A 19439-nucleotide genomic window follows, 5' to 3' on the forward strand; every position below is an offset into this window, starting at 1 on the left:
CGGAGAAGAACGATGGATTTCGAGCTGGAACCGGAATTGCGCATGCTGCGCGACGCCGTGCGCCGTTTCGTGGAAAACGAGTTGTTGCCGCTGGAAGGTCGTTACGCCAATGAGTATGACATTCCCGACGATGTCCGGCTGCGGTTGCAGGACAAGGCGAAGGAATTGGGCTTTTGGGCTTTCGATCTGCCGGAGGAGGCGGGCGGAGGGGGCGTCGGCGTTGTCGGCATGTGTGTCGTGTTCGAGGAACTGGCCCGGTGCAACGTCCCCTCGTTCCGTGCCCCCACGGTTCTGACGCCCTATCTGGGGCCGGTATTGTTCCGTGGCAGCCAGAAGCAGAAGGAAACGTACCTGCTGCCCGTCGCCCGGGGCGAGAAGCGCACCTGTTTTGCGCTGACCGAAGCGGGGGCCGGGTCCGATCCGGCCGGCATGCGGACGACCGCGATCGCCGACGGCGATCACTTCGTCATCAACGGCGCCAAGGTCTTCATCACCGGCGCCGACAAGGCGGATTTCGCGCAGGTGTTCGCGCGCACCATCAAGGATGGACAGGAGCTGGGTGTCAGCTGTTTTCTGGTCGACCGGGGCACGCCGGGGATGCGCTTGGGCCAGAGCTTCGAGCTGATGTCGCCGGACCGGCCATGGGAACTGCTGTTCGACAATGTTCGGGTTCCGGCGGACAGCATGGTGGGCGTGGCCGGGCAGGGCTGGGAGCTGGCGCGGGAATTTCTCGACATGGGCCGCCTCATCCACGGCCCGAAGGCGCTGGGGCGCGCGCAGCGGGCCCTGGACATGGCGATCGCCTACGCCAACGAACGCTGTACGTTCGGACAGCCCCTGGCCCGGCGCCAGGCCATCCAGTGGATGATCGCCGATTCCATGGTGGAGCTCCATGCAGCCAGATCCATGGTGCTGCACGCCGCGTGGAAGGCGGACCGCGGACTGGACTATCATCTCGAGGCGTCCGCGGTGAAGCTCTACGCGGACGAAATGTTGATACGCGTCGTCGACCGGGCCATCCAGATCTACGGCGGCGTGGGGTTGTCTCGCGAATTGCCGCTGGAACTCATGTATCGAGATGCGCGCAGCCGCACCATTACCGAAGGTTCTTCCGAAATGCAGCGGATGATCATTGCGTCGGGGGCGCTGTCCGGCCGGTACGGAACCAATCGCTTCGAAACTTGAACAGGCAGTAGGCATTGCCGCCGGCGACCGATCGCATTCCACGGAGGGCGGCAATGAACATCGAGAGCATCGATCTGAACCTGTTGGTGGCTTTCGACGCAATGATGCAGGAGCGCAACGTCACGCGGGCCGGATTGCGCGTAGGCCTGTCCCAGCCTTCGATGAGCCATGCCCTGACCCGCTTGCGCCATCTGTGCGGCGATCCGCTGTTCGTGCGGGTGAAGACGGGAATGGAGCCCACGCCGTTCGCGCAGCGTATCGCTCCCAGCGTGCGGGCCGGGCTGGCCATCATGCGCGCGGGACTGGAGGAAGCCGTGGCGTTCGATCCGGCGCGGTCGGAGCGGATTTTCCAGATACTGCTGAGCGACATCGGCGAAGTGGTCTACCTGCCTCGCCTGATGCAGCACCTGAAGAGCGTGGCGCCGGGCGTCGGGCTGCGCATACTGCAATTGCCGCGCGAAAGCTACCGCGAAGCGCTCGAATGCGGGGACGCCGACCTCGCGGTGGGTTTCCTGCCCGGATTGAGTGCGGGGTTCTACCAGCAGCGTCTGTTCAGCGACCGCCATGTCTGCCTGCTGAGGTCGGATCACCCGCGCATCGGCGCATCGCTCGGCCTCCAGAGTTTCAGCGAGGAATTTCATATCATGATCGAGCCGGCGGGGACGCGGTATAGCCGCGCCTCCCTGCATTCCTCGACCACGACGCTGATCGAGCAGTACCTGGAGAAGAACGGGTTGCGCCGCCACATCGCGCTGCGTGTGCCGCATTTCACCATCGTGCCCGAGATCCTGGCCGCTACCGAACTGCTGGTGGTCATCCCCGGTACCGTGGCGCGTCTCATGATGCCCTGGCGTCACGTCAAGATGCTGCCGCTGCCTTTCGAGGTGCCGGAATTCGAGGTCAAGCAGTTCTGGCATGAACGCAGCCACCAGGATGCCGGCACTCGCTGGCTGCGCGGCGTCTTCGCGGACTTGTTCCTGGAGCAGGGCGCGCAATTGCGGACGGCAGGCTAGCTCGGAAGCCGTAGTCGTTGCAGACCATTTCCCTCGCCGCTCCTGGCGTCAGCTGTGCGTCGCGGGCCTGAGCCTGGGGGTGACGCCATTTGTCCGGGTGCCATCGCTCGCGCCCGACTGCATCGCCCGGGTACTGGATGGCGGGGCCCTCGGTGTCATTGCTCCCCACGTCCAGGGCGCGGACGAAGCCGCCCGGGTGGTACGCGCCGCGAAATATCCTCCCTCCGGCTCGCGCTCATTCACCGCGGCGCTGCCTCACTTGAGATTCCGGAGCTTTCCCGGCGCGGAAGCCGGGGCGGCGATCGATGCCGCCACCATGGTGGTCATCATGATCGAGTCGGCCGTGGCGCTGGAGGCGGTGGATGCCATCGCCGCCGTCGACGGGGTGGACATGCTGTTCATCGGCACCAACGATCTCTGCGCGGAACTGGGTATCCCCGGGCAACTGGACCATCCGCTGATTCGCCAGGCCTATGCCGCATGCATGCGTGCCTGCGAGGTGAATGGCAAGCACCTGGGCATAGGCGGACTGAACGCGCACCCCGCGCTCGCGGCCGAGTTCGTCGAGCTGGGTGCCCGCTACGTATCGACGGGTACGGACCTGTCGTTCCTGGCCACAGGGGCGGCGTCCAGGGCCAGGCAGATGCGCGAGCGTTTTTCCGCGCCTCCTCACACTTGAAGACGGCCCATGGCCCCGGCCTGGCCGCCGTCGCTGGCGCTTCTAGAACCCCAGCGCCACCGCCAGCCCCCCGCCCACCACGCCGATCCCGACCACGCCCGCCACCAGCACGGCCAGTTCCACCGGCCTGAACGACTTCGCCACCATCGCCAGCGAGGGCAGGCTGATGGGCGGCAGGGTCATGATCAGCGCGGCGGCGGGGCCTGCGGCCATGCCCAGCGACAGCATCGCCTGCACGATGGGAACTTCGCCGGCGGTGGGGATGACGAACAGCATGCCGGCCACGGCCAGGCCGACGATCCAGAGCACGCTGTTGTCCACGCCGGCGCCGACTTCCGGGAACAGCCAGGCGCGCGCGGCGCCCAGCAGCAGGACCAGCACGATGTATTCGGGCAGCAGGCGCAGCGTCATGCGGGCCAGGATGCGCATCCAGCGCCGGAATACGTTCGGGTCTTCCGGGCCCGTCTCGCCCGCGGCCTGCATGGCTTGCATCTGCGCGACGTCGAAGGTGCCGGTGCGGCCCTGGCTCATGCGGTTGAGCAGCCAGCCCAGGCCCAGCACCATCACGAGGCCCAGTCCCAGGCGCAGCCCCATCCAGTGCCAGCCCAGCACGAAGCCCATGAAGATCAGCGTGGCGGGGTTGAGCACCGTGTTGCCCAGCCAGAACGCGGCGGCGCTGCCGGGCGCCGCCTGGCATTTGCGCAGGCCGGCCACGACCGGCGCGGCGCAGCAGGTGCACATCATGCCGGGCAGCGAAAGCAGGCCGCCGGCCACGACGCTGCCCAGGCCGGTGCCGCCCAGCAGGCGCAATATCCATGCGCGCGGCAGCAGGGCCTGCACGCCCGATCCCAGCAACAGGCCCAGCACCATGGCCTTCCAGATGGCCAGGCCGTAGGCCACTGCATAGTCCAGCGCCGCCTGCATCGATGGCGCGGGCGGGGCGGACTGCCCGCCCATCAGGATGGACCGGCCGATGGAGTGCGTGTCGGCCGCGACGAAGGCGCGGTCGTAATAGGGCGACCATTTCACGTAGAACAGGCCGGCGATCGCGATCAGCGCGAACACCGCGATGGCCCAGGCGGGGTGGGGGGCGGAGCGTGGGGAGGCGTGGGTACTCATGAAGGGCTGCGCAAGGTGCCGTCGTTGGCGAGGAGGCACCATTTTAGTGGCTGCGCAGGCCTTTTCTTTCGCGGTGCCACGATTCCCGGCCGAGCTGGCGGCCTACCGTTTTTACAAATAGTCATCTGAACTGCAACTATTGACATTTGGCGCGAACCGATGCAGTCCGGCAGACAAAATCACTTACAATCGCCGGTCATGCGAGCCCGGTGGCGTTTCCGCCATGCCCGGCCCGCAAGCCGTTCCAGCCCGTGATCGCATGGGCTTTTTTATTGGGCGCGGCAGCCCACGCGTAGGAAGCGCGATCAGATGATGACCGTATTGGGATGTATCGTCGACAGCCACAATCCCTGGCTGGTGTTACTTGCCGTCCTGATCGGTTGCGCGGGGTCCTGGGTGGCCATCCGCCTGTTTCTGCGCGCCGCGCGTACGGCCGGCGTCCAGCGCCTGGGCTGGAACGTGTTGACGGTCGTGGCGGCCGGCTCGGCGATCTGGTGCATGCATTTCGTGGCGATGATCGGCTTCGATCCCGGGGTGCCCATCGCGTTCGATCCTACGGTGACCGTGCTGTCGCTGCTGGCCGCCATCGTCGGCGCGGTGCCCGGCTTCGCGCTGGCGAGCAGCCGCCGGTGGCGGTTCGCGCCCGCCCTGGGCGGGGCCGCGGTGGGGCTGGCCATCGTCCTGATGCACTATGGCCTATCGGGTCCAGGGCATCGTGTCCTGGCACATGGGCTATCTCGCGGCGTCCATCGCGATCGCCGTCGTATTCTCCGGCCTGGCCCTGCACCTGGTCGTCAGCGATGACCGGCCCGCGTACCGCTATGCCGGCGGCTGCCTGTTGGGACTGGGCATCGCCGGCCTGCATTTCACGGGCATGACGGCTTTCCAGGTGTCCCCCATGTTGGTGGAGGGGGTGTTTTCCCAGCCGCAGGCGCTGCAGGCACTGGCCCTGGCGGTCACCGGCGTGGCGCTGGTCATCGCGGCGGCGGGCGTGGCCAGTTATCTGATCGACGACAGCGTGCGTTCCGAGTCGCTGGAGCAATTGCGCCACATGGCGATGACGGACAGCCTGACGAACTTGCCCAACCGCAGCAGTTTCAACGAGCGCCTGGACAACGAGCTCTATCTTGCCGATCAGATGGGCGGCAAGGTGGCGCTGGTGGGCATCGACCTCAACCGCTTCAAGGAAATCAACGACCTGCACGGCCATGCCGCGGGAGACAGGGTCCTGGTGATCCTTGCCCAGCGCATGAGAAGCCTGCTGCAGGAAGGCGAATTCGTCGCGCGGCTGGGCGGAGACGAGTTCGTCGCCATCCACCGCCTGCGCGAGGGCAGCCTGCTCGACTTCCTGTCGCGGCTGGAAACCTCGCTGTTCGCCCCGATCCAGGTCGACGACTGGGAAGCGGTGCCGGGCGCCAGCCTGGGAGTGGCCATCTATCCGGACGACGCCCGCGACAAGAGCATGCTGATCGGCAACACCGACCTGGCGATGTACCGGGCCAAGTCGGACATGCTGAAGAACGTCTGCTTCTACGAACCGTCGATGGACGAGGCGGTGCGCGCCCGGCGCACCCTGGCCAGCGAGCTGCGCGAGGCGCTCGAGAGCGGCCAGCTCGACATTCACTACCAGGTGCAGACCTCTGTCGAGACGCGCGAGATCCGCGGCTACGAGGCGCTGCTTCGCTGGCAGCATCCCCGGCGCGGCTACGTTCCGCCCGCCGAGTTCATTCCGCTGGCCGAGGAGAACGGCCTCATCCTGCAGCTGGGAGAATGGGTGCTCAGGCATGCATGCGCCCGCGCCGTGTCCTGGGATCCGCCCTACAAGGTCGCGGTCAACCTGTCGCGCGCGCAGTTCGCCCATTCGGACCTGCCGGCGCTCATCCAGGACGTGCTGGCGGACACCGGACTACCGCCGGCGCGGCTGGAGCTCGAGCTGACCGAGTCCACGCTGTTCGCCGACCGCGAACGTTCGCTGCGCATGCTGCGCGAGATCAAGGCCCTGGGCGTGAGTATCGCGCTGGACGATTTCGGCACCGGCTATTCCTCGCTCGAGACGCTGCGCGCCTTCCCGTTCGACACGATCAAGCTGGACTGCTCGTTCGTCAGCGAGGTGGAGTCCAGCCCGCAGGCGCGGGCCATTGTGCGCGCGGTCCTGGCCCTGGGCAAGAGCCTGGACATTCCCGTGCTGGCCGAAGGCATCGAGACCCAGGGGCAATTGTCGCTGCTGCGCAAGGAAGGCTGCGACGAAGCGCAGGGTTATCTGCTCGGCCGTCCTGCGCCGCTGGGCCAGATCGTCGACAGCGGCCAGATATGCCTGGCCGCCGTGGCTGATAAGCTGGTGCATCCTTAGGAAAGCACGGACCGACCGGACAGCGGACGGCGGCGCCCGGCGGTTGAGGGTATCCTTGCGGCAGGCCAGGCAGCGCGCCGTGGCGGCTCGAATCAAGGCAAGGGGACACAATTGGCAGGGCAACGCATCGGCAACTGGTATTTCGGCTGGACCATCGTGGCGGCGGCCACGGTGCTGACGCTGCTGACCGTCGGCATGCGCATGGGTATCGGCCCGTTCTTCCTTCCCATCACCGAAGACCTGGGCTTCAGCCGCAGCATGCTGGCCGGCATGGTCGCGATCGGCATGCTGTGCTATGGCCTGGCCATGCCGCTGGCCGGCTATCTCGTGGCCGCGCGCGGCACGCGCTTCGTGCTGCTGACCGGCATGGCGGTGGTCGTGGCTTCGTCCATCGCCACGGTACTGGCACGTCATCCGCTGGCGTTCTTCCTGGCGTTCGGGGTGGGACAGTCGGTGGGGCTGGGGCTGACCAGTCCGGTGGCGCTCACGCCCATCCTGACCCGCTGGTTCACGCGGCAGCGCGGCATGGCGCTGTTCTTTCTTTCCACCGGATCGATGGCCGGCATCGCGCTGATGACGCCGGTGTTCACGTCGTTCATCGCCTGGCTGGGCTGGCGCGCGACCATGCTGGTCTTCGCGGCGGCCTTCGCCCTGTTCACGGTGCCTGCCGCGCTGCTGATCTTCCGCGACAATGCGCCGCCCGAAGCGGACCTGCGTCCCGAGGACCTGGCGGCGCGCGCCGCTGCCAGGTCCTCGCAGCCCGGGCCGGCCGCCGCCACCTTGCGCGTGGGCGATGCGCTGCGCTCCGCGCCTTTCTGGCAGATCGCGCTAGGTCGTGTTAACACTAATGGTGTTAATCATGAAAATTAAGAGATACTTCGGTGATGGAAATCAGCGAAGCCCAATTCAAGCAGATAGAGCATTGCCTTCCTCGCCAGCGGGGCAATGTGAGCATGAGCAATCTGAACGTGCTGAACGCGATCCTGTACGTGGCCGAGCACGGCTGCAAATGGAGAGGGTTGCCGGAGCGTTTTGGCAACTGGCACACGATCTATACGAGAATGAACCGGTGGTCCAAGAGCGGCGTTCTGGATCGGGTGTTCGAGCAACTGCAGCAGTCGCAGATTGTCCGGATACGCATCGAGGCGGTGTCGCTGGACAGCACGATAGTCAAAGTGCATCCGGACGGTACGGGGGCCCTCAAAAAAAAGGCCGCCAAAGCATTGGCAAGTCTCGAGGAGGCTGGACCACCAAGATTCATCTGGTTGCCGCGGATGCTCGAACGGCAGTGATCTTCGCGCTGTCGCCGGGCCAAGCCGGCGATGGCCCGCAGGGGCGGGCACTGTTGCGCCGCCTGGGCAGACCGAATCGGCCACTGCACTTGCTGATGGACAAAGCCTACGAAGGCAACGAGACTCGGCAACTGGCCTTGGATTTGGGATACATCCCAGTCGTGCCGCCATTGAAGACGCGTGTTCAGCCATGGCAGTACGACCGGGAGATGTATAAGCGGCGCAACGAGGTCGAGCGCCTGTTTCGGCGACTCAAAGGCTTCCGCAGAATCTTCTCCCGCTTCGACAAACTCGACGTCATGTTTACCGGGTTCATCAATTTCGCCCTGATTGCAGATGGGCTGCGTTGTGTTAACAGGCCCTAGGCTATGTAGAAGGCGTCACGCACGATTACATCCGCCACGGCACGACGACGCTGTTTGCCGCGCTGAACGTGATGAATGGCGAAGTCTTGGCGCAGTGCCGGCCACGCCACCGCCATCAAGAATTCCTGGCGTTCTTGCGCATGATCGACAAGGCCGTTCCCGCCGAACTGGACATCCATTGCGTGGCCGATAACTACGCCAGTCATAAGCATCCGAAGGTACGCGCCTGGTTGGCCGAGCGACCCAGATGGCACATGCACTTCGTGCCCACCTATTCCAGTTGGCTCAATCAGGTCGAACGCTTTTTCTCCATCATCACTTCACGCGCCATCCGCCGCGGCTCGTTCACCAGCGTCAAAGACCTCATCGGCAAGATCCAGAACTTCGTGCACAACTACAACCAATCCTGCAAGCCCTTCATCTGGACTGCCACCGCAGACTCCATCCTTGAAAAAATCGTTCGATTATGCGGGCGTATTAATGGGGCAGAACACTAGGTGTTGCTTGCCGATAAATCGCTTGTGCTCGAGATCGACCGGCGATCGTGCCTCGTCCCAAGGGCGCGGATATGCCTGCCGAATAGGCTTGGTCGTCGTTGCGCCAGGCGGTGAGCCAACCGGGATTGGACAACGCCCTGCCAGAAGGCTCGGTCTGCGTGTTCCTCAGGCGGCTGTAGCCCACATGCACCTTGAGCAGTCGGAAGTCGTAGCTGGCTCCCACCGTTATCGCTGACGGATCGGCCTGGCTGGTGGCGCTGGCCGCGACGTCCGTGCGCATGTAGCTCACGCCCGCCTGCACCGGGCCGCCAGTATATCGAGCGCCCAGATCGAGCATGCGGTTGTTGTTCTTCGAACCGGCGGCCTCGTTGACGATGTTCGCGCCCGGAAGAGGCGTGCCGATATTAAAGCTGTAGCCGCCGGCGGCCTGCAAGCCGCCCATCGATGGCGACGTGTAATAGACGGAATTGTCGACCCGACCGTTGCCGAACGAATCGTCGTCGAAGCCGAAGGTGGAACCCACGGTGTTGCGCCCCATCGCCAGCCCGAAGGGGCTGGCGATGCTGGGCAACCAGGAGAATGCCAGGTTGAGCGTACGGCCGAGTTTCAACTCCCCCAATTGATCCGAATTCAAGCCCACGTAGGCATTGCGGCCGAAGAGCCGGCCGCCGTTGCCCAATGCGCCCGTATCCGGAGAGAAGCCGTTCTCGAGTACGAAAACGGCTTTGAGGCCGTCGCCCAGATCTTCGCTGCCAAGCAATCCGACGGTGCGTACAACCCGTTATCGATCGCGGTGCTCGAATGATTGCCTTCGATCTTATCGTTGATAAGTCCCAGATCGACTCGGCCGTAAAGCCGCAGGCTGGTCGATTCCTGTGCCTGGATCGTTCCAGCGCCCGCCAGGGTTACCATCGTGGCGACGGTACCCAACAGAATTCTCCTCATGCTACCCCCTTTGGTGAGCCGGACTTCGCCGGCTATTGATATTGAATGTGCTGGTCGCTAAAGGCGATCAGCTGTTTCCTCCTGCCCTTGTCAACGATGTGGTCCCCAGATTGTTGCGTTCTCAGGCAGCCCAGTTCCGCTCGCGCAGCCAATCGATGCAGAACTTCGCCGCGGTGGCCAGGTGTTCGGGCTGGCCAGCGTAATAATGGTTCGCGCCTTCGACGACCTTGTAGGTCTTGTCGGTGGACCCGGCAGCGTTGTAGACCAGTTTCGTATGAGGTTGAGGGACCGCATCATCAGCGGAATTCTCGATGGCAAGCAGCGGCGCGCTTATTTGGGCGGCGCACTTTTCGCCATCCGCCTGCGAGTCCTCGATGGACCATTGCGACAACCACGAACGTAGTGTCGAGAATCGGCCGACACCTATCGGACTTGAATTGACCGTTTCGGGATTACCTAAGAAACAGGTTCCTGGAATACGGAGATTCGGGTCGATTGCCGGATCGAGAAAGCGCGGGTCGGCCATGGTGCGATGGGTAACGAAGCCACGTTCGACTTCCTTGCCACCAGCAGCGGTCAAACGACGCAGCGTTTCCTTGACCCAGGCCGTCCGCCTCCTTATACGAGCCAGTTGCGCCGCGCGAAAACGTTGCAAATACTCCGCGGAATAAGGGGTCTGGTTCGGATTGGCGGGGTTGTAGAGGTCAAGTTCGACGTCTCTACGGTCGGGATCGTCCTCGTCTAGAACAGAGGGATCAATCCATTCGCGGAGCAGACGGGCGCGCGAGAGGTGGCTTGCCGGAAGGATTATTCCATCGGCTGGAATGAGACAGCCCTTCTTGATGTCGATGGGATCGCCCGCCGGCGTCTCGGTAATGGTTGGATGCTCGGCTTGCGATTGATATAGCAGCGACAGCGAGCCGCCGCCCGACCAGCCGACGATAAGGACGTTCTTATAGCGCCAGGTCTCTCTTGCATGGCGCATGAAGGCGCCAAGGTCCAGAAGGACTTTCTCGAAGATCAAGGCCGTATCGTTGCGGGCATAGCGGCTCGCCGCGCACAGCACATGCAAGCCTTGTTGCACCATGGCCTTGGGCAGAGGCAGCAGTTGCAGGGTAGACGCCGGGTGCATATAAATAAGAAGCGTGTCCGACGAATGATCGGACGATGCACCCGAAGGCATGTATCGGATGCCTTCCAGATGAACGAGGCCCTGGCTGCTGTTAAACCCGTAGGTATCCCGAAAGGCGGATGATTCAGGATATTGCAGGTGAACCCAATCGGCGACAATTGGTTGAAGGGGCGGCATCAGTGGGATTCCGTTGGCGATTCGACTCGAATCGATAGCCGAGTCTAAGTCGCGGCGCGGACATTCCCACGTTAAGGTCGATTCCCGATCGATGACGGCGGCGGCCTATTGCAGCCGTTTCGACACCGACGGCGTGACGCCTCTTCGAGGAAACCCAGGGTGCGTGGCCGACGCATTCCTGGAACGACATAGGGCGAATCCAAAGGGCACGCGTGTATGGATCGTCTCTAAGGCTGGCGTATGAGGCGGCCAGCTCATTTCAAGACGAACATGGCCCGCGGCCTCAGTACGAAGCCGGCTTCCCGCTGTTCGATGACGTGGGCGATTTGGCCAGCGGTGCGGGCGATTCCCCAAACGGCGACAGCGCTCTTCGAGGGCAGCCCCAGGGCGGCGGTGAGCGTCACCAGGCCTGCAGGCAAACCCGGATGCAAATCAAGATCAGCCTCGATGCGATCGAGAAAACGCAGCATGTTCTGGAGCACGGGCGTCTCGGCCCGGGGCAAGAGTGCTCTGGCCTGTTTGATCATCCAATATGCGCGGGGATCGCCATCAGGCGCCAGCGCGGGGTTGAATCCATACAGCGTGGCGCCAAACTTTCTTATTTCGTTCAGCCGCCGGTCCTGGTTCTGATTTCTCGCCCCTCCGGAAAGCAGCTCGGTCAGCCGGTCACAGATGTGGCCGGTCAGAAGGCCCGAGTGCGCGCACAAGCCCGCGGCCACGCTGGCGTAGAGGTCGGCCCCCGACGAGGCGACCACTCGCGCCGTGAAACTTGCTGGCGAGAGTTCGTAGTCGGCGCACAAAACCATCATCGCGTTGAGAGCCGCGATGGCCTCGGGATCGGCCGCGCGGCCCAGGATCCGGTGAATGCTGGCGGCCAGCGGCTTGCCCGCAAGCACCGCGATGTACTTGCGCTTGCTCGACAGCAGACCCAGCATGCCCGTCAGGATCTGGATGATCTGCCGGGCAGCATCCAGCGTGGTGCCAAGCTTGAACTGTTCGGGGCCTGGCGGCGCCACGCCCAGCGCCAGAACGACGCCCGCCAGGGTCTTTACGATGTCGCAGGTGCCCCCATCGGACAGCCCGGTCACCGGCGGCGGCTGGAACTCGGGCACGTCGTTCCAACAGACCCGGTCCTCCAGCCACACCCCCGTCCACAGCCATGAAGCGACGGCCTCGAAGGTACAGCCCTGATCCGCCAGGTCCACGGCAAGCCGTCCGCGATAGCGGGGACCCTGCAACGTGATTTCGGAGATGCGGCTCGTTATGACCGGCTCGCCATAGCGCATGACCGTTTCAGCGACGGCGCCGATGCCCGAGCGCGCCAGGCTCTTGGCCCGCAAGCGCTCGACGTCGGCACGCGCGAACACATGCGCGCGGCCTTCGTTCGACGGAAAGCTGCGGATCCAGCCGCGGCTGACGTAGGTATACAGGGTTTCTTTTTTTACGCCCAACAGTTGCAACGCGGCATCGCGCGAAATGTTGTCTTCGTCTTCCAGAGGAACTTCAGGCTCGGCGGAAGACTCCGGGAGCGCGGTCGATTTTGACATGGCGGGGAACGGATTCGGCCTTGGACATCGATCGGAATTTGGGCTGACTGCACTATGTTCTGACACGTCTACGCCACAAGTCAAGGTCCAACAAGGGCCCGCCTCCGACAGCGGCCTCGAACGGCAGCCATACGTCGATCCGCGATCGATGCTATCTCTTGGCATGCCCTCAGCGAGCTAGTATGGCCTCCCTACAGCGTCGAGCTGGCTACATTGGAGAAACCCTATGGGCAGCAGATGGAATGGCCTGGAATTAAGAAGCCAAACGAACGAGGGCGCGCCTGCCGATGCCCAGACAACGCCGCTGGCTACCAGGCGACAACTTCGTCAAAAACCAATGTCTATGGGCTTGCTTATTACTACAGCCTGAGCAAACGCACCGGCCTGTACGCTTTCGTCAACGCCGGACACTCCCGGGATTTCAACAGGAACACCGATATATCGCGGCGGCAGGTTGCGCTTGGCGTTTCCCACGCTTTCTAGCTTCATGGCGAATATATCGCCATTAGGATCTGGGCCTCCAGGGCCGAGATCCGTTGACCTTCACGATCCGCCGCGGAGAGCCTTGAATGAAACTCGCAACCCTCAGTACATCCTGCCGCGACGGTCAGCTCGTTGTCGTATCGCAGGACCTGGAACATTGTGTCGCGGTGCCAGACATCGCGGCCACCGTGCAGCAAGCCCTGGATGACTGGAATCACGCCGAACCCGCTTTGCGCGACGTCTATCGTCGGCTCAGTGACGGCGCACTGCCCGACACCCGGCGCTTCGACCCTCAGGCATGCCATTCGCCGCTGCCGCGCGCCTATCAGTTTCTGGACGGTTCGGCCTATCTGAATCATGTCGAGTTGGTTCGCAAGGCGCGCGGCGCCAAAGTGCCCGAGTCGTTCTACAACGATCCCCTCATGTACCAGGGTGGATCCGATAGTTTCATTCCACCCTATGCGGCCATGCGTGCCGATGAATCCTGGGGCATCGATTTCGAAGGCGAGATCGCGGTGATTACCGGCGACGTGCCGCTGGGCGCCGCACCCGCCGATTGCACGGGTGCGATACGCCTGGTGACGCTTATGAATGACGTATCGCTGCGCGAGCTGCTGCGCACGGAAATCGCCAAAGAGCTTGGCTTCGTGCAGTCCAAGCCGGCGTCTTCGTTCGCACCGGTGGCCGTTACTCCCGATGAGTTGGGCGGTGCGTGGCGCGATTCCAAACTGTACCTGCCCGTCTGTGTGCACCTGAACGGCAAGCTCTTCGGCAAGCCGAATGCAGGCCTCGATATGAATTTCGATTTTTCGCAGCTTGTTTCGCACGCTGCCCTTACCCGTGATCTGGAAGCCGGATCAATTGTTGGCAGCGGCACAGTTTCCAATAAGCAAGATCTGCGGTGGGGTTCCAGCATCGACCAGGGCGGGGTGGGCTACTGCTGCATCGCCGAACTGCGAATGTACGAAATCATTGAACAGGGCCGGCCCATCACGCCTTTCATGAGGCATGGCGACACGGTTAGCCTGGAGGTACTGGACGAAAACGGCAAGACAGTCTTCGGGCGAATCGAAAACCATGTACACGCGATCGGCCGTGACGCCGACCGCCTGGCAACAGATTTCCCTTCCAATACTCGATCGAGTATCGACCAATCGTAGATCTTCAACAACGCTCGCTCCACACTGCCATTCATCCCGTGCCGGTTGCCGCGAGATGTCGGTGCCATCGCTGTTTTCCGGGCCCAGGCACGTGTCCCCGAGGAGAAGAAATGTTGGAAGCCACAAGAATCGACCGCATTACACGGCTCGCACCCTATCGCTCGGGAGCCCGGCTGGCCGAAACCGCAGAGCTGCGATATCAGACGGGCTTCGCCAATGAACTGGCCAGCGAGGCCCTGCCCGGCGCATTGCCGGAAGGGCAGACGAGCCCCCAGCGCCCGACATATGGGCTATATACCGAGGGCCTGACCGGTACGTCGTTCACCTCGCCGCGCCAGGAAAGCCGGCGTACGTGGGTTTACCGGATCCAGCCTTCGACCGTAAGCGGCCCGTTCGTGAAAACGGACAGCGGCTTGATCCGGACCGCGCCGTTGGCCTTAGGGTGGTCGCCCAATCCGCAGCGCTGGGCACCTTTTCCCATCCCGGATACTCCCGCCGATTTCGTCCAGGGATTGATTACGCTCGCGGCCAACGGAGATCCGGCCACTCGACTCGGCATGGCCGTGCATATTTATCTGGCGAACCGATCGATGACCGATCGCGCGTTCGCGAATCTTGACGGCGAAATGCTGATCGTGCCGCAGCAGGGTTCGCTGCTGGTTACCACCGAGCTGGGCATATTGGCGGTCCGCCCCACGGAAATCCTGGTCATCCCCAAGGGACTACGCTTCAAGGTGGAATTGCCCGATGGCCCCTCGCGCGGGTATGTATGCGAAAACTACGGGGCGCCGTTCCGTTTGCCTGAACTAGGGCCCATCGGTTCGCACGGGTTGGCCAATATCCGCGATTTTCTGGCTCCGGTGGCGGCGTTTGAAGAACCCGACCGGCCTTATGAAATTATCGGCAAGGCGGGCGGAAGCCTCTGGGCGGCCCAAACGAATCATTCGCCATTCGATGTCGTGGCATGGCAAGGCAATTCGGTGCCGTGCAAGTACGACCTGAGCCGGTTCATGACCGTATCGTCCGTCAGCTTCGACCACACGGACCCTTCGATCTACACCGTCCTGACCGCTCCGTCGGATACGCCGGGAACGGCCAACGTGGATTTCGTCGCATTTACCCCCCGCTGGATGGTCTCGGAGCACACCTTCCGGCCACCATATTTCCATCGCAACGTGATGAGCGAATTCATGGGCCTGATCGAGGGCCGCCACGAAGCCAAGGCGGACGGATTCCTGGCGGGCGGCGCGAGTCTGCACAATTCCGGCGTCGCGCATGGCCCTGACGCCGCCACGACGAAGCTGGCAATGGCCGCTGACCTCGTGCCGCAGAAATTCGATCATTCCTACGCATTCATGTTCGAAACGTCTTATCCCCTGCGGTTGACTGAATACGCCTTGAATTCGCAGCAGTTGCAGCAAGACTACGCGCAATGCTGGCAGGGAATCGAATCCTTGTTCACCGGCAAGCCTTGACCCTATGGAACGGAGATCTCATGAACGCACCCGTCGAACTTACGCTCGCCGCGCCGGAGCCTTTTGCCCACCTGTGCGACGCCATCGAAAAAACGCGCCTGCCCCCAGCGCAAGCCTCGCAGCTGCCTGGGGAACTCTATTGTTCCAAGCAGGTGGCGCAGCTTGAAAAAGACCGTATCTTTCTGCATACATGGCTGTGTATAGGCCGAGAGGAGCAGATTCCCAACCCCGGCGATTATTTCACGCAAAGCATCGCGGGCGAGCCATTCATTGTCAGCCGCGATGACAACGGCAATGTCAGCGCATTCTTGAACATGTGCCTGCACCGTGGCGTGCCCGTCGCGTCGGGCCACGGTAACGCCCGCGGCTTCCGCTGTCCCTATCACGCTTGGAACTACGACATAAAGGGAAATCTGCGCGCCGCGCCCTATATGGGAAAGAGCACCATGACCAGCACCGAAGGTTATCGGCTCAAGCCCATCCAACTGCAGCTGTGGCGCGGCTGGATATTCATCAGTTTCAACGACAATCCGCTCGGCTTTACCGAGTTCATCGAGCCGTATGAGCGAGAACTGTGGTGGTTCCGAACCGAACAATGCAGGTCGGCGGAGAAAGTCGTGCTAGAGGTGAACTGCAACTGGAAGCTGCTGGTCGAAAACTTGATCGATATCTACCACGTACCAGTGATACACAAGACGTCTTTCGGCAGCTTCCTGAAGACTGACCGCAATGCGATCGAGTTCGAATTACTGCCGCGCGGCGGGTGGATATACGAGCAGGAAGCGCGGCCGCATTCGAAGGATGGCGAGCCATTGTTCCCGATCTTGCCCTGGCTCGAAGGCATGAGTTCCAGTACGTCGATCAAGGCGGGGATATTTCCCAATCTGAATCTTTCGTTGCGGGCTGACAGCTTGCGCATGTGGCAGGTCTGGCCGGTCGCCGTTGATAAGACTGAAATCCACTTGTACAGTCTGTTTCCGTACGCCGTGTTCGAGCGCCCCGACTTCCAGACCCGCTATGAAGAATACAAGGACTTCATTGTGCATGCCATTACCGACGAAGACGGTCCGATGGTCGTGGAACTGCAAAAGGCGGTTAACTCGCGGTTCTACAAGCCTGGCCAGATGTCGCATTTGGAAGGTGCGGTGCACCATCTGATGAATTATTACCTGGATGCGATGGGAGCCCCCGCGTGAAGACCGTTGATACCTCGGTTCTGATCGTGGGAGCGGGCCCAGTCGGGCTGGCGTTGGCCATGGAACTTGGTTGGCGCGGCATCGACTGCATGGTCGTCGATCAGCACGATGGCAAGTTTCTCTTGCCGCGCGCTTCGGGAATATCGGCTAGAACGATGGAATTCTGTCGCCGCTGGGGAATCGTCGATCGTGTACGTGCGGCAGGATTTCCCAATGATTTCAAGCTCGACATCATATTTTGTACCAGCCTTGCCGGCCATACGCTGGAACGCGACCCGTATCCCGCATTGAAAGACCTTTCCCCTCTGGACTTCAGCCCCGAGAACAAATATCGCTGCCCACAACATATGTTCGATCCGGTTCTGGAGCAGTCTGCCAAGGAGTTCCCCAGCGTTCGCATTGAAAGGTGCTGCCGCTTGGAGGATTTCGAACAAGATAACGAAAGGGTGCTCGCCACAGTTACCCGGCTTGAAGAATCTCTGGCCTACGATTTCGATGCGGACGCCCGGACCGCGGCGGGGGGGGCAAGGGCCGCCGCTGGCAAGCAGTACGCCATTCGCGCGAAATATATGGTGGGCTGCGACGGTGTCAATAGCGGAGTGCGCGCAGCATTGGGCATAGACGTGGAGGGCAACCCCGCCCTCAGCTATTCGATCAGTGCCCTGATAACAATTCCCCATCTTGAGCGATATCACGAAAAGGGAACCGCCGAGCGCTATATATTTGTCGGACCGGAGGGGGTGTGGGGCAATCTGACGGTGGTGGATGGACGGGGCGAATGGCGCTTGACCATCGCCGGAACGGAAGAAAAGCTGGATCTGAAGCGGTTCGATATGACAGCCGCCGTGCGCCGTTGCCTCGGCCGCGATGACATACCCTTCGAAATAACGACGGTAACTCCATGGCGGCGGCGACAGATTGTGGCCCGCCATCTTCGCAAGGGCCGGGTCTTTTTGGCCGGGGACTCCGTGCATGCTATGTCGCCGACCGGCGGCTTTGGCATGAGCACCGGCGCAGCCGACTCAGTCGATTTGGGATGGAAGCTTGAGGCCGTATTGCGCGGCTGGGGCGGCAGCGACCTGCTCGACACTTACGAAATCGAGCGCCTGCCCGTGGCAGTGCGCAATACCGCGGCGGCGGCGAACAACTTCAAGCCGTGGCGGCTTGCCTTGGATTATTCACACATATTGGAAAATACGTCCGCGGCGGAGGAGGACCGCCACACGGTTGGTGCCGCACTCAAGCAGGCATTCAAGCCCGAATGGGAAACCTGGGGCACCACGATGGGATACCGATACGATACATCGCCCATTTGTATTTCCGACGGTACGCCAGCGCCCCTCGACGATTCCACGATATACGAGCAGTCGGCTCGGCCGGGCTCGCGCGCGCCTCACGCGTGGCTGGCCGACGGCCGCTCGACCCTCGATTTGTTCGGACGGGGGTTCGTCCTGCTGTACTTCGGCTTGGACAAGGCTCGGGCGGAATCCCTATCGGCCGCCGCCGCCGCGGTCGGCATGCCTTTGCAGGTCGTCGCCATCGACCAGCCCGATATTTCCGCGCTCTATGAAAGGAAGTTGGTGCTGGTCCGTCCGGACGGCCACGTCGCGTGGCGCGGCGATCGATTGCCGGACGATGTCACGGGCCTTGTCGATACGGTGCGCGGCAATCTGCGGAACCAGCAGGTTCGAGCACCCCAAGCGCAGGCTACTGGTAGATAGATCGAAGATCAAACGACGAGGCGGCCAGCCTTGCGGAAGAAAGTTCAATCGAGGAGACACGATGTTGAAGAGCTTCAATCGCCGCATGGTTCTGACTCTCCTGGCGGCCGCCTGCGGCGCAGGCATGGGCGGTATCGCCCGTGCACAAGGCTATCCCGACAGACCCATTCGCATGATCATTCCCTTTCCTCCGGGAGGCGGGCTGGATACGATCGGCCGCGTGGTGGCAGCCGAGCTGTCGAAACAATTGAATGTCTCTGTCGTAGTGGACAACCGGGGTGGTGCTTCGGGCGCCATAGGCGTGGAAGCGGCCGTGCGCGCTCCCAGCGACGGCTATACGATCTTGTTCTCCAGTTCAGACACGCTAACCATTCTTCCGCTACTCAGAAAGCTGCCATTCGATACGGCCAAGGATCTTCGACCGCTGGCCAAGGTGGCCGATTTGTACATCGTCTTCGCAACGAATCCGGCGGTGCCGGCCAAATCAGTGCAGGAACTGGTCACGTTGGCGAAGTCCGAGCCCGGCAAACTGCGCTTTGCCTCGCCTGGCATCGGGTCCGTATCGCACATGACTTTCGAAGGTTTTAAGCTGCGCACCCATACGAATATCCAGCATGTTCCCTACAACGGTGGCGGGCCGGCGCAGGTTGCGGTCATGGGCAATCAGGTCGAGATTCTTTCCGGTGGTGCCAATCTGTACAAAGTGATCAATGCCGGAAAATTGCGAGGCATTTCGATCAGCTCGGCCACCCGCAATCCGCTTCTGCCGGACGTGCCAACTTTGGTGGAAAGCGGTTTGAAGGACTATGTTTTTGGTTCGTGGTTCGGTTTTTTTGTTGGCATTCACACGCCCGACCCCATCGTCGCCAAATTGCAGGAAGCATTGCGGAAAACGACGCAGACGCAAGAATTCAAGGAAATGGTGGAAAGCGGTGGTGGTGTGCCGGGCTATTCCGCGGGCAAGGAATTCAGCGACTACATGGCCAAGGAGTCGGAGCGCTGGAAGGAAATTGTGGACCAAGCGAATATCAGGATGGACTGACGAGGGTCTCGATGCGGCCGCCGTATCTTGTGCAGGCTCCGTCAGCAAGAATGAATGGAAA

Annotated in this window: 17 protein-coding genes and 2 pseudogenes; 14 read left to right on the forward strand and 5 right to left on the reverse strand. The window is 62.3% G+C overall.

All coding sequences use genetic code 11. From position 1 onward, the window contains the following. Window positions 1-12 precede the first annotated feature (12 nt). The 3 genes from R4823_RS08045 (at window position 13) to R4823_RS08055 (ending at window position 2877) form a co-directional block, all read left to right on the forward strand. Window positions 13-1185 carry an acyl-CoA dehydrogenase family protein gene (locus tag R4823_RS08045; RefSeq protein WP_087836849.1) on the forward strand — a complete coding sequence of 391 codons (1173 nt, stop codon included), beginning with the start codon at window positions 13-15 and terminating at the stop codon, window positions 1183-1185. Window positions 1186-1238: 53 nt separating this feature from the next. Continuing rightward, a complete protein-coding gene (locus tag R4823_RS08050) occupies window positions 1239-2198 on the forward strand; it encodes a LysR family transcriptional regulator (protein ID WP_087836850.1) in 960 nt (319 codons plus the stop codon). Between the two features lie 79 nt (window positions 2199-2277). Continuing rightward, a complete protein-coding gene (locus R4823_RS08055) occupies window positions 2278-2877 on the forward strand; it encodes an aldolase/citrate lyase family protein (protein ID WP_243724700.1) in 600 nt (199 codons plus the stop codon). 42 nt (window positions 2878-2919) lie between these two features. Here the strand turns inward: R4823_RS08055 and R4823_RS08060 are convergent, their stop codons facing one another. Beyond that, on the reverse strand, window positions 2920-3996 hold the full coding sequence (locus R4823_RS08060; protein WP_087836852.1) for a permease: 1077 nt from the start codon (window positions 3994-3996) through the stop codon (window positions 2920-2922). A gap of 309 nt (window positions 3997-4305) precedes the next feature. Here R4823_RS08060 and R4823_RS08065 point away from each other — a divergent pair, with 309 nt between their 5' ends. The 5 genes and pseudogenes from R4823_RS08065 to R4823_RS08085 form a co-directional block, all read left to right on the forward strand. Further along, window positions 4306-4800, forward strand: a complete 495-nt coding sequence (locus R4823_RS08065) for an MHYT domain-containing protein (RefSeq protein ID WP_243724701.1) — start codon at window positions 4306-4308, stop codon at window positions 4798-4800. After that, window positions 4688-6346, forward strand: coding sequence for an EAL domain-containing protein (locus R4823_RS08070; protein ID WP_338618200.1), 1659 nt, complete (start codon window positions 4688-4690; stop codon window positions 6344-6346). Before R4823_RS08065 ends, R4823_RS08070 begins: the two co-directional genes overlap by 113 nt. A gap of 111 nt (window positions 6347-6457) precedes the next feature. Further along, window positions 6458-7180: pseudogene (locus R4823_RS08075) on the forward strand (MFS transporter); the annotation flags it as partial. A 50-nt stretch (window positions 7181-7230) separates the two neighbouring features. Further along, a protein-coding gene (locus tag R4823_RS08080) for an IS5 family transposase (RefSeq protein WP_132980470.1) occupies window positions 7231-8003 on the forward strand; the annotation gives its coding sequence in 2 pieces (ribosomal slippage) (window positions 7231-7555 and window positions 7555-8003; 774 coding nt in all). Further along, a pseudogene (locus tag R4823_RS08085) lies at window positions 8000-8500 on the forward strand (IS630 family transposase); the annotation flags it as partial. The gene R4823_RS08080 and the pseudogene R4823_RS08085, both read left to right, overlap by 4 nt. Here the strand turns inward: R4823_RS08085 and R4823_RS08090 are convergent. Next, a complete protein-coding gene (locus R4823_RS08090) occupies window positions 8481-9260 on the reverse strand; it encodes a porin (protein WP_087836656.1) in 780 nt (259 codons plus the stop codon). The pseudogene R4823_RS08085 and the gene R4823_RS08090 sit on opposite strands and share 20 nt — an antisense overlap. A gap of 41 nt (window positions 9261-9301) precedes the next feature. Here R4823_RS08090 and R4823_RS08095 point away from each other — a divergent pair, with 41 nt between their 5' ends. After that, on the forward strand, window positions 9302-9484 hold the full coding sequence (locus tag R4823_RS08095) for a hypothetical protein (RefSeq protein ID WP_132980755.1): 183 nt from the start codon (window positions 9302-9304) through the stop codon (window positions 9482-9484). Between the two features lie 82 nt (window positions 9485-9566). On the opposite strand, the gene R4823_RS08100 is transcribed toward R4823_RS08095, so the two are convergent. The 3 genes from R4823_RS08100 to R4823_RS08110 all read right to left on the reverse strand — a co-directional run bounded on the left by R4823_RS08100 (window position 9567) and on the right by R4823_RS08110 (window position 12790). Then, a complete protein-coding gene (locus R4823_RS08100) occupies window positions 9567-10754 on the reverse strand; it encodes an alpha/beta hydrolase (protein WP_087836657.1) in 1188 nt (395 codons plus the stop codon). Window positions 10755-11008: 254 nt separating this feature from the next. Beyond that, complete coding sequence (locus R4823_RS08105; protein ID WP_165963383.1) at window positions 11009-12301, reverse strand: citrate/2-methylcitrate synthase; 1293 nt, start codon at window positions 12299-12301, stop codon at window positions 11009-11011. A 327-nt stretch (window positions 12302-12628) separates the two neighbouring features. Further along, window positions 12629-12790, reverse strand: a complete 162-nt coding sequence (locus tag R4823_RS08110) for a hypothetical protein (RefSeq protein WP_165963384.1) — start codon at window positions 12788-12790, stop codon at window positions 12629-12631. Window positions 12791-12870: 80 nt separating this feature from the next. Between R4823_RS08110 and R4823_RS08115 the strand changes: the two genes are divergently transcribed. The 5 genes from R4823_RS08115 to R4823_RS08135 all read left to right on the forward strand — a co-directional run bounded on the left by R4823_RS08115 (window position 12871) and on the right by R4823_RS08135 (window position 19378). Further along, window positions 12871-13944, forward strand: a complete 1074-nt coding sequence (locus tag R4823_RS08115) for a fumarylacetoacetate hydrolase family protein (RefSeq protein WP_087836659.1) — start codon at window positions 12871-12873, stop codon at window positions 13942-13944. 110 nt (window positions 13945-14054) lie between these two features. Further along, entirely contained in the window at window positions 14055-15419 is a 1365-nt protein-coding gene (hmgA, locus tag R4823_RS08120) for a homogentisate 1,2-dioxygenase (protein ID WP_087836660.1), read from the forward strand. Between the two features lie 20 nt (window positions 15420-15439). Further along, window positions 15440-16615 carry an aromatic ring-hydroxylating dioxygenase subunit alpha gene (locus tag R4823_RS08125; RefSeq protein WP_087836661.1) on the forward strand — a complete coding sequence of 392 codons (1176 nt, stop codon included), beginning with the start codon at window positions 15440-15442 and terminating at the stop codon, window positions 16613-16615. Then, window positions 16612-18336, forward strand: a complete 1725-nt coding sequence (locus tag R4823_RS08130) for an FAD-dependent monooxygenase (protein ID WP_087836662.1) — start codon at window positions 16612-16614, stop codon at window positions 18334-18336. Before R4823_RS08125 ends, R4823_RS08130 begins: the two co-directional genes overlap by 4 nt. A 61-nt stretch (window positions 18337-18397) precedes the next feature. After that, entirely contained in the window at window positions 18398-19378 is a 981-nt protein-coding gene (locus R4823_RS08135) for a tripartite tricarboxylate transporter substrate binding protein (RefSeq protein ID WP_165963385.1), read from the forward strand. Window positions 19379-19439 lie beyond the last annotated feature (61 nt).

The organism is Pigmentiphaga sp. CHJ604 (assembly GCF_036972535.1).
Taxonomy (GTDB): Bacteria; Pseudomonadota; Gammaproteobacteria; order Burkholderiales; family Burkholderiaceae_B; genus Pigmentiphaga; species Pigmentiphaga daeguensis.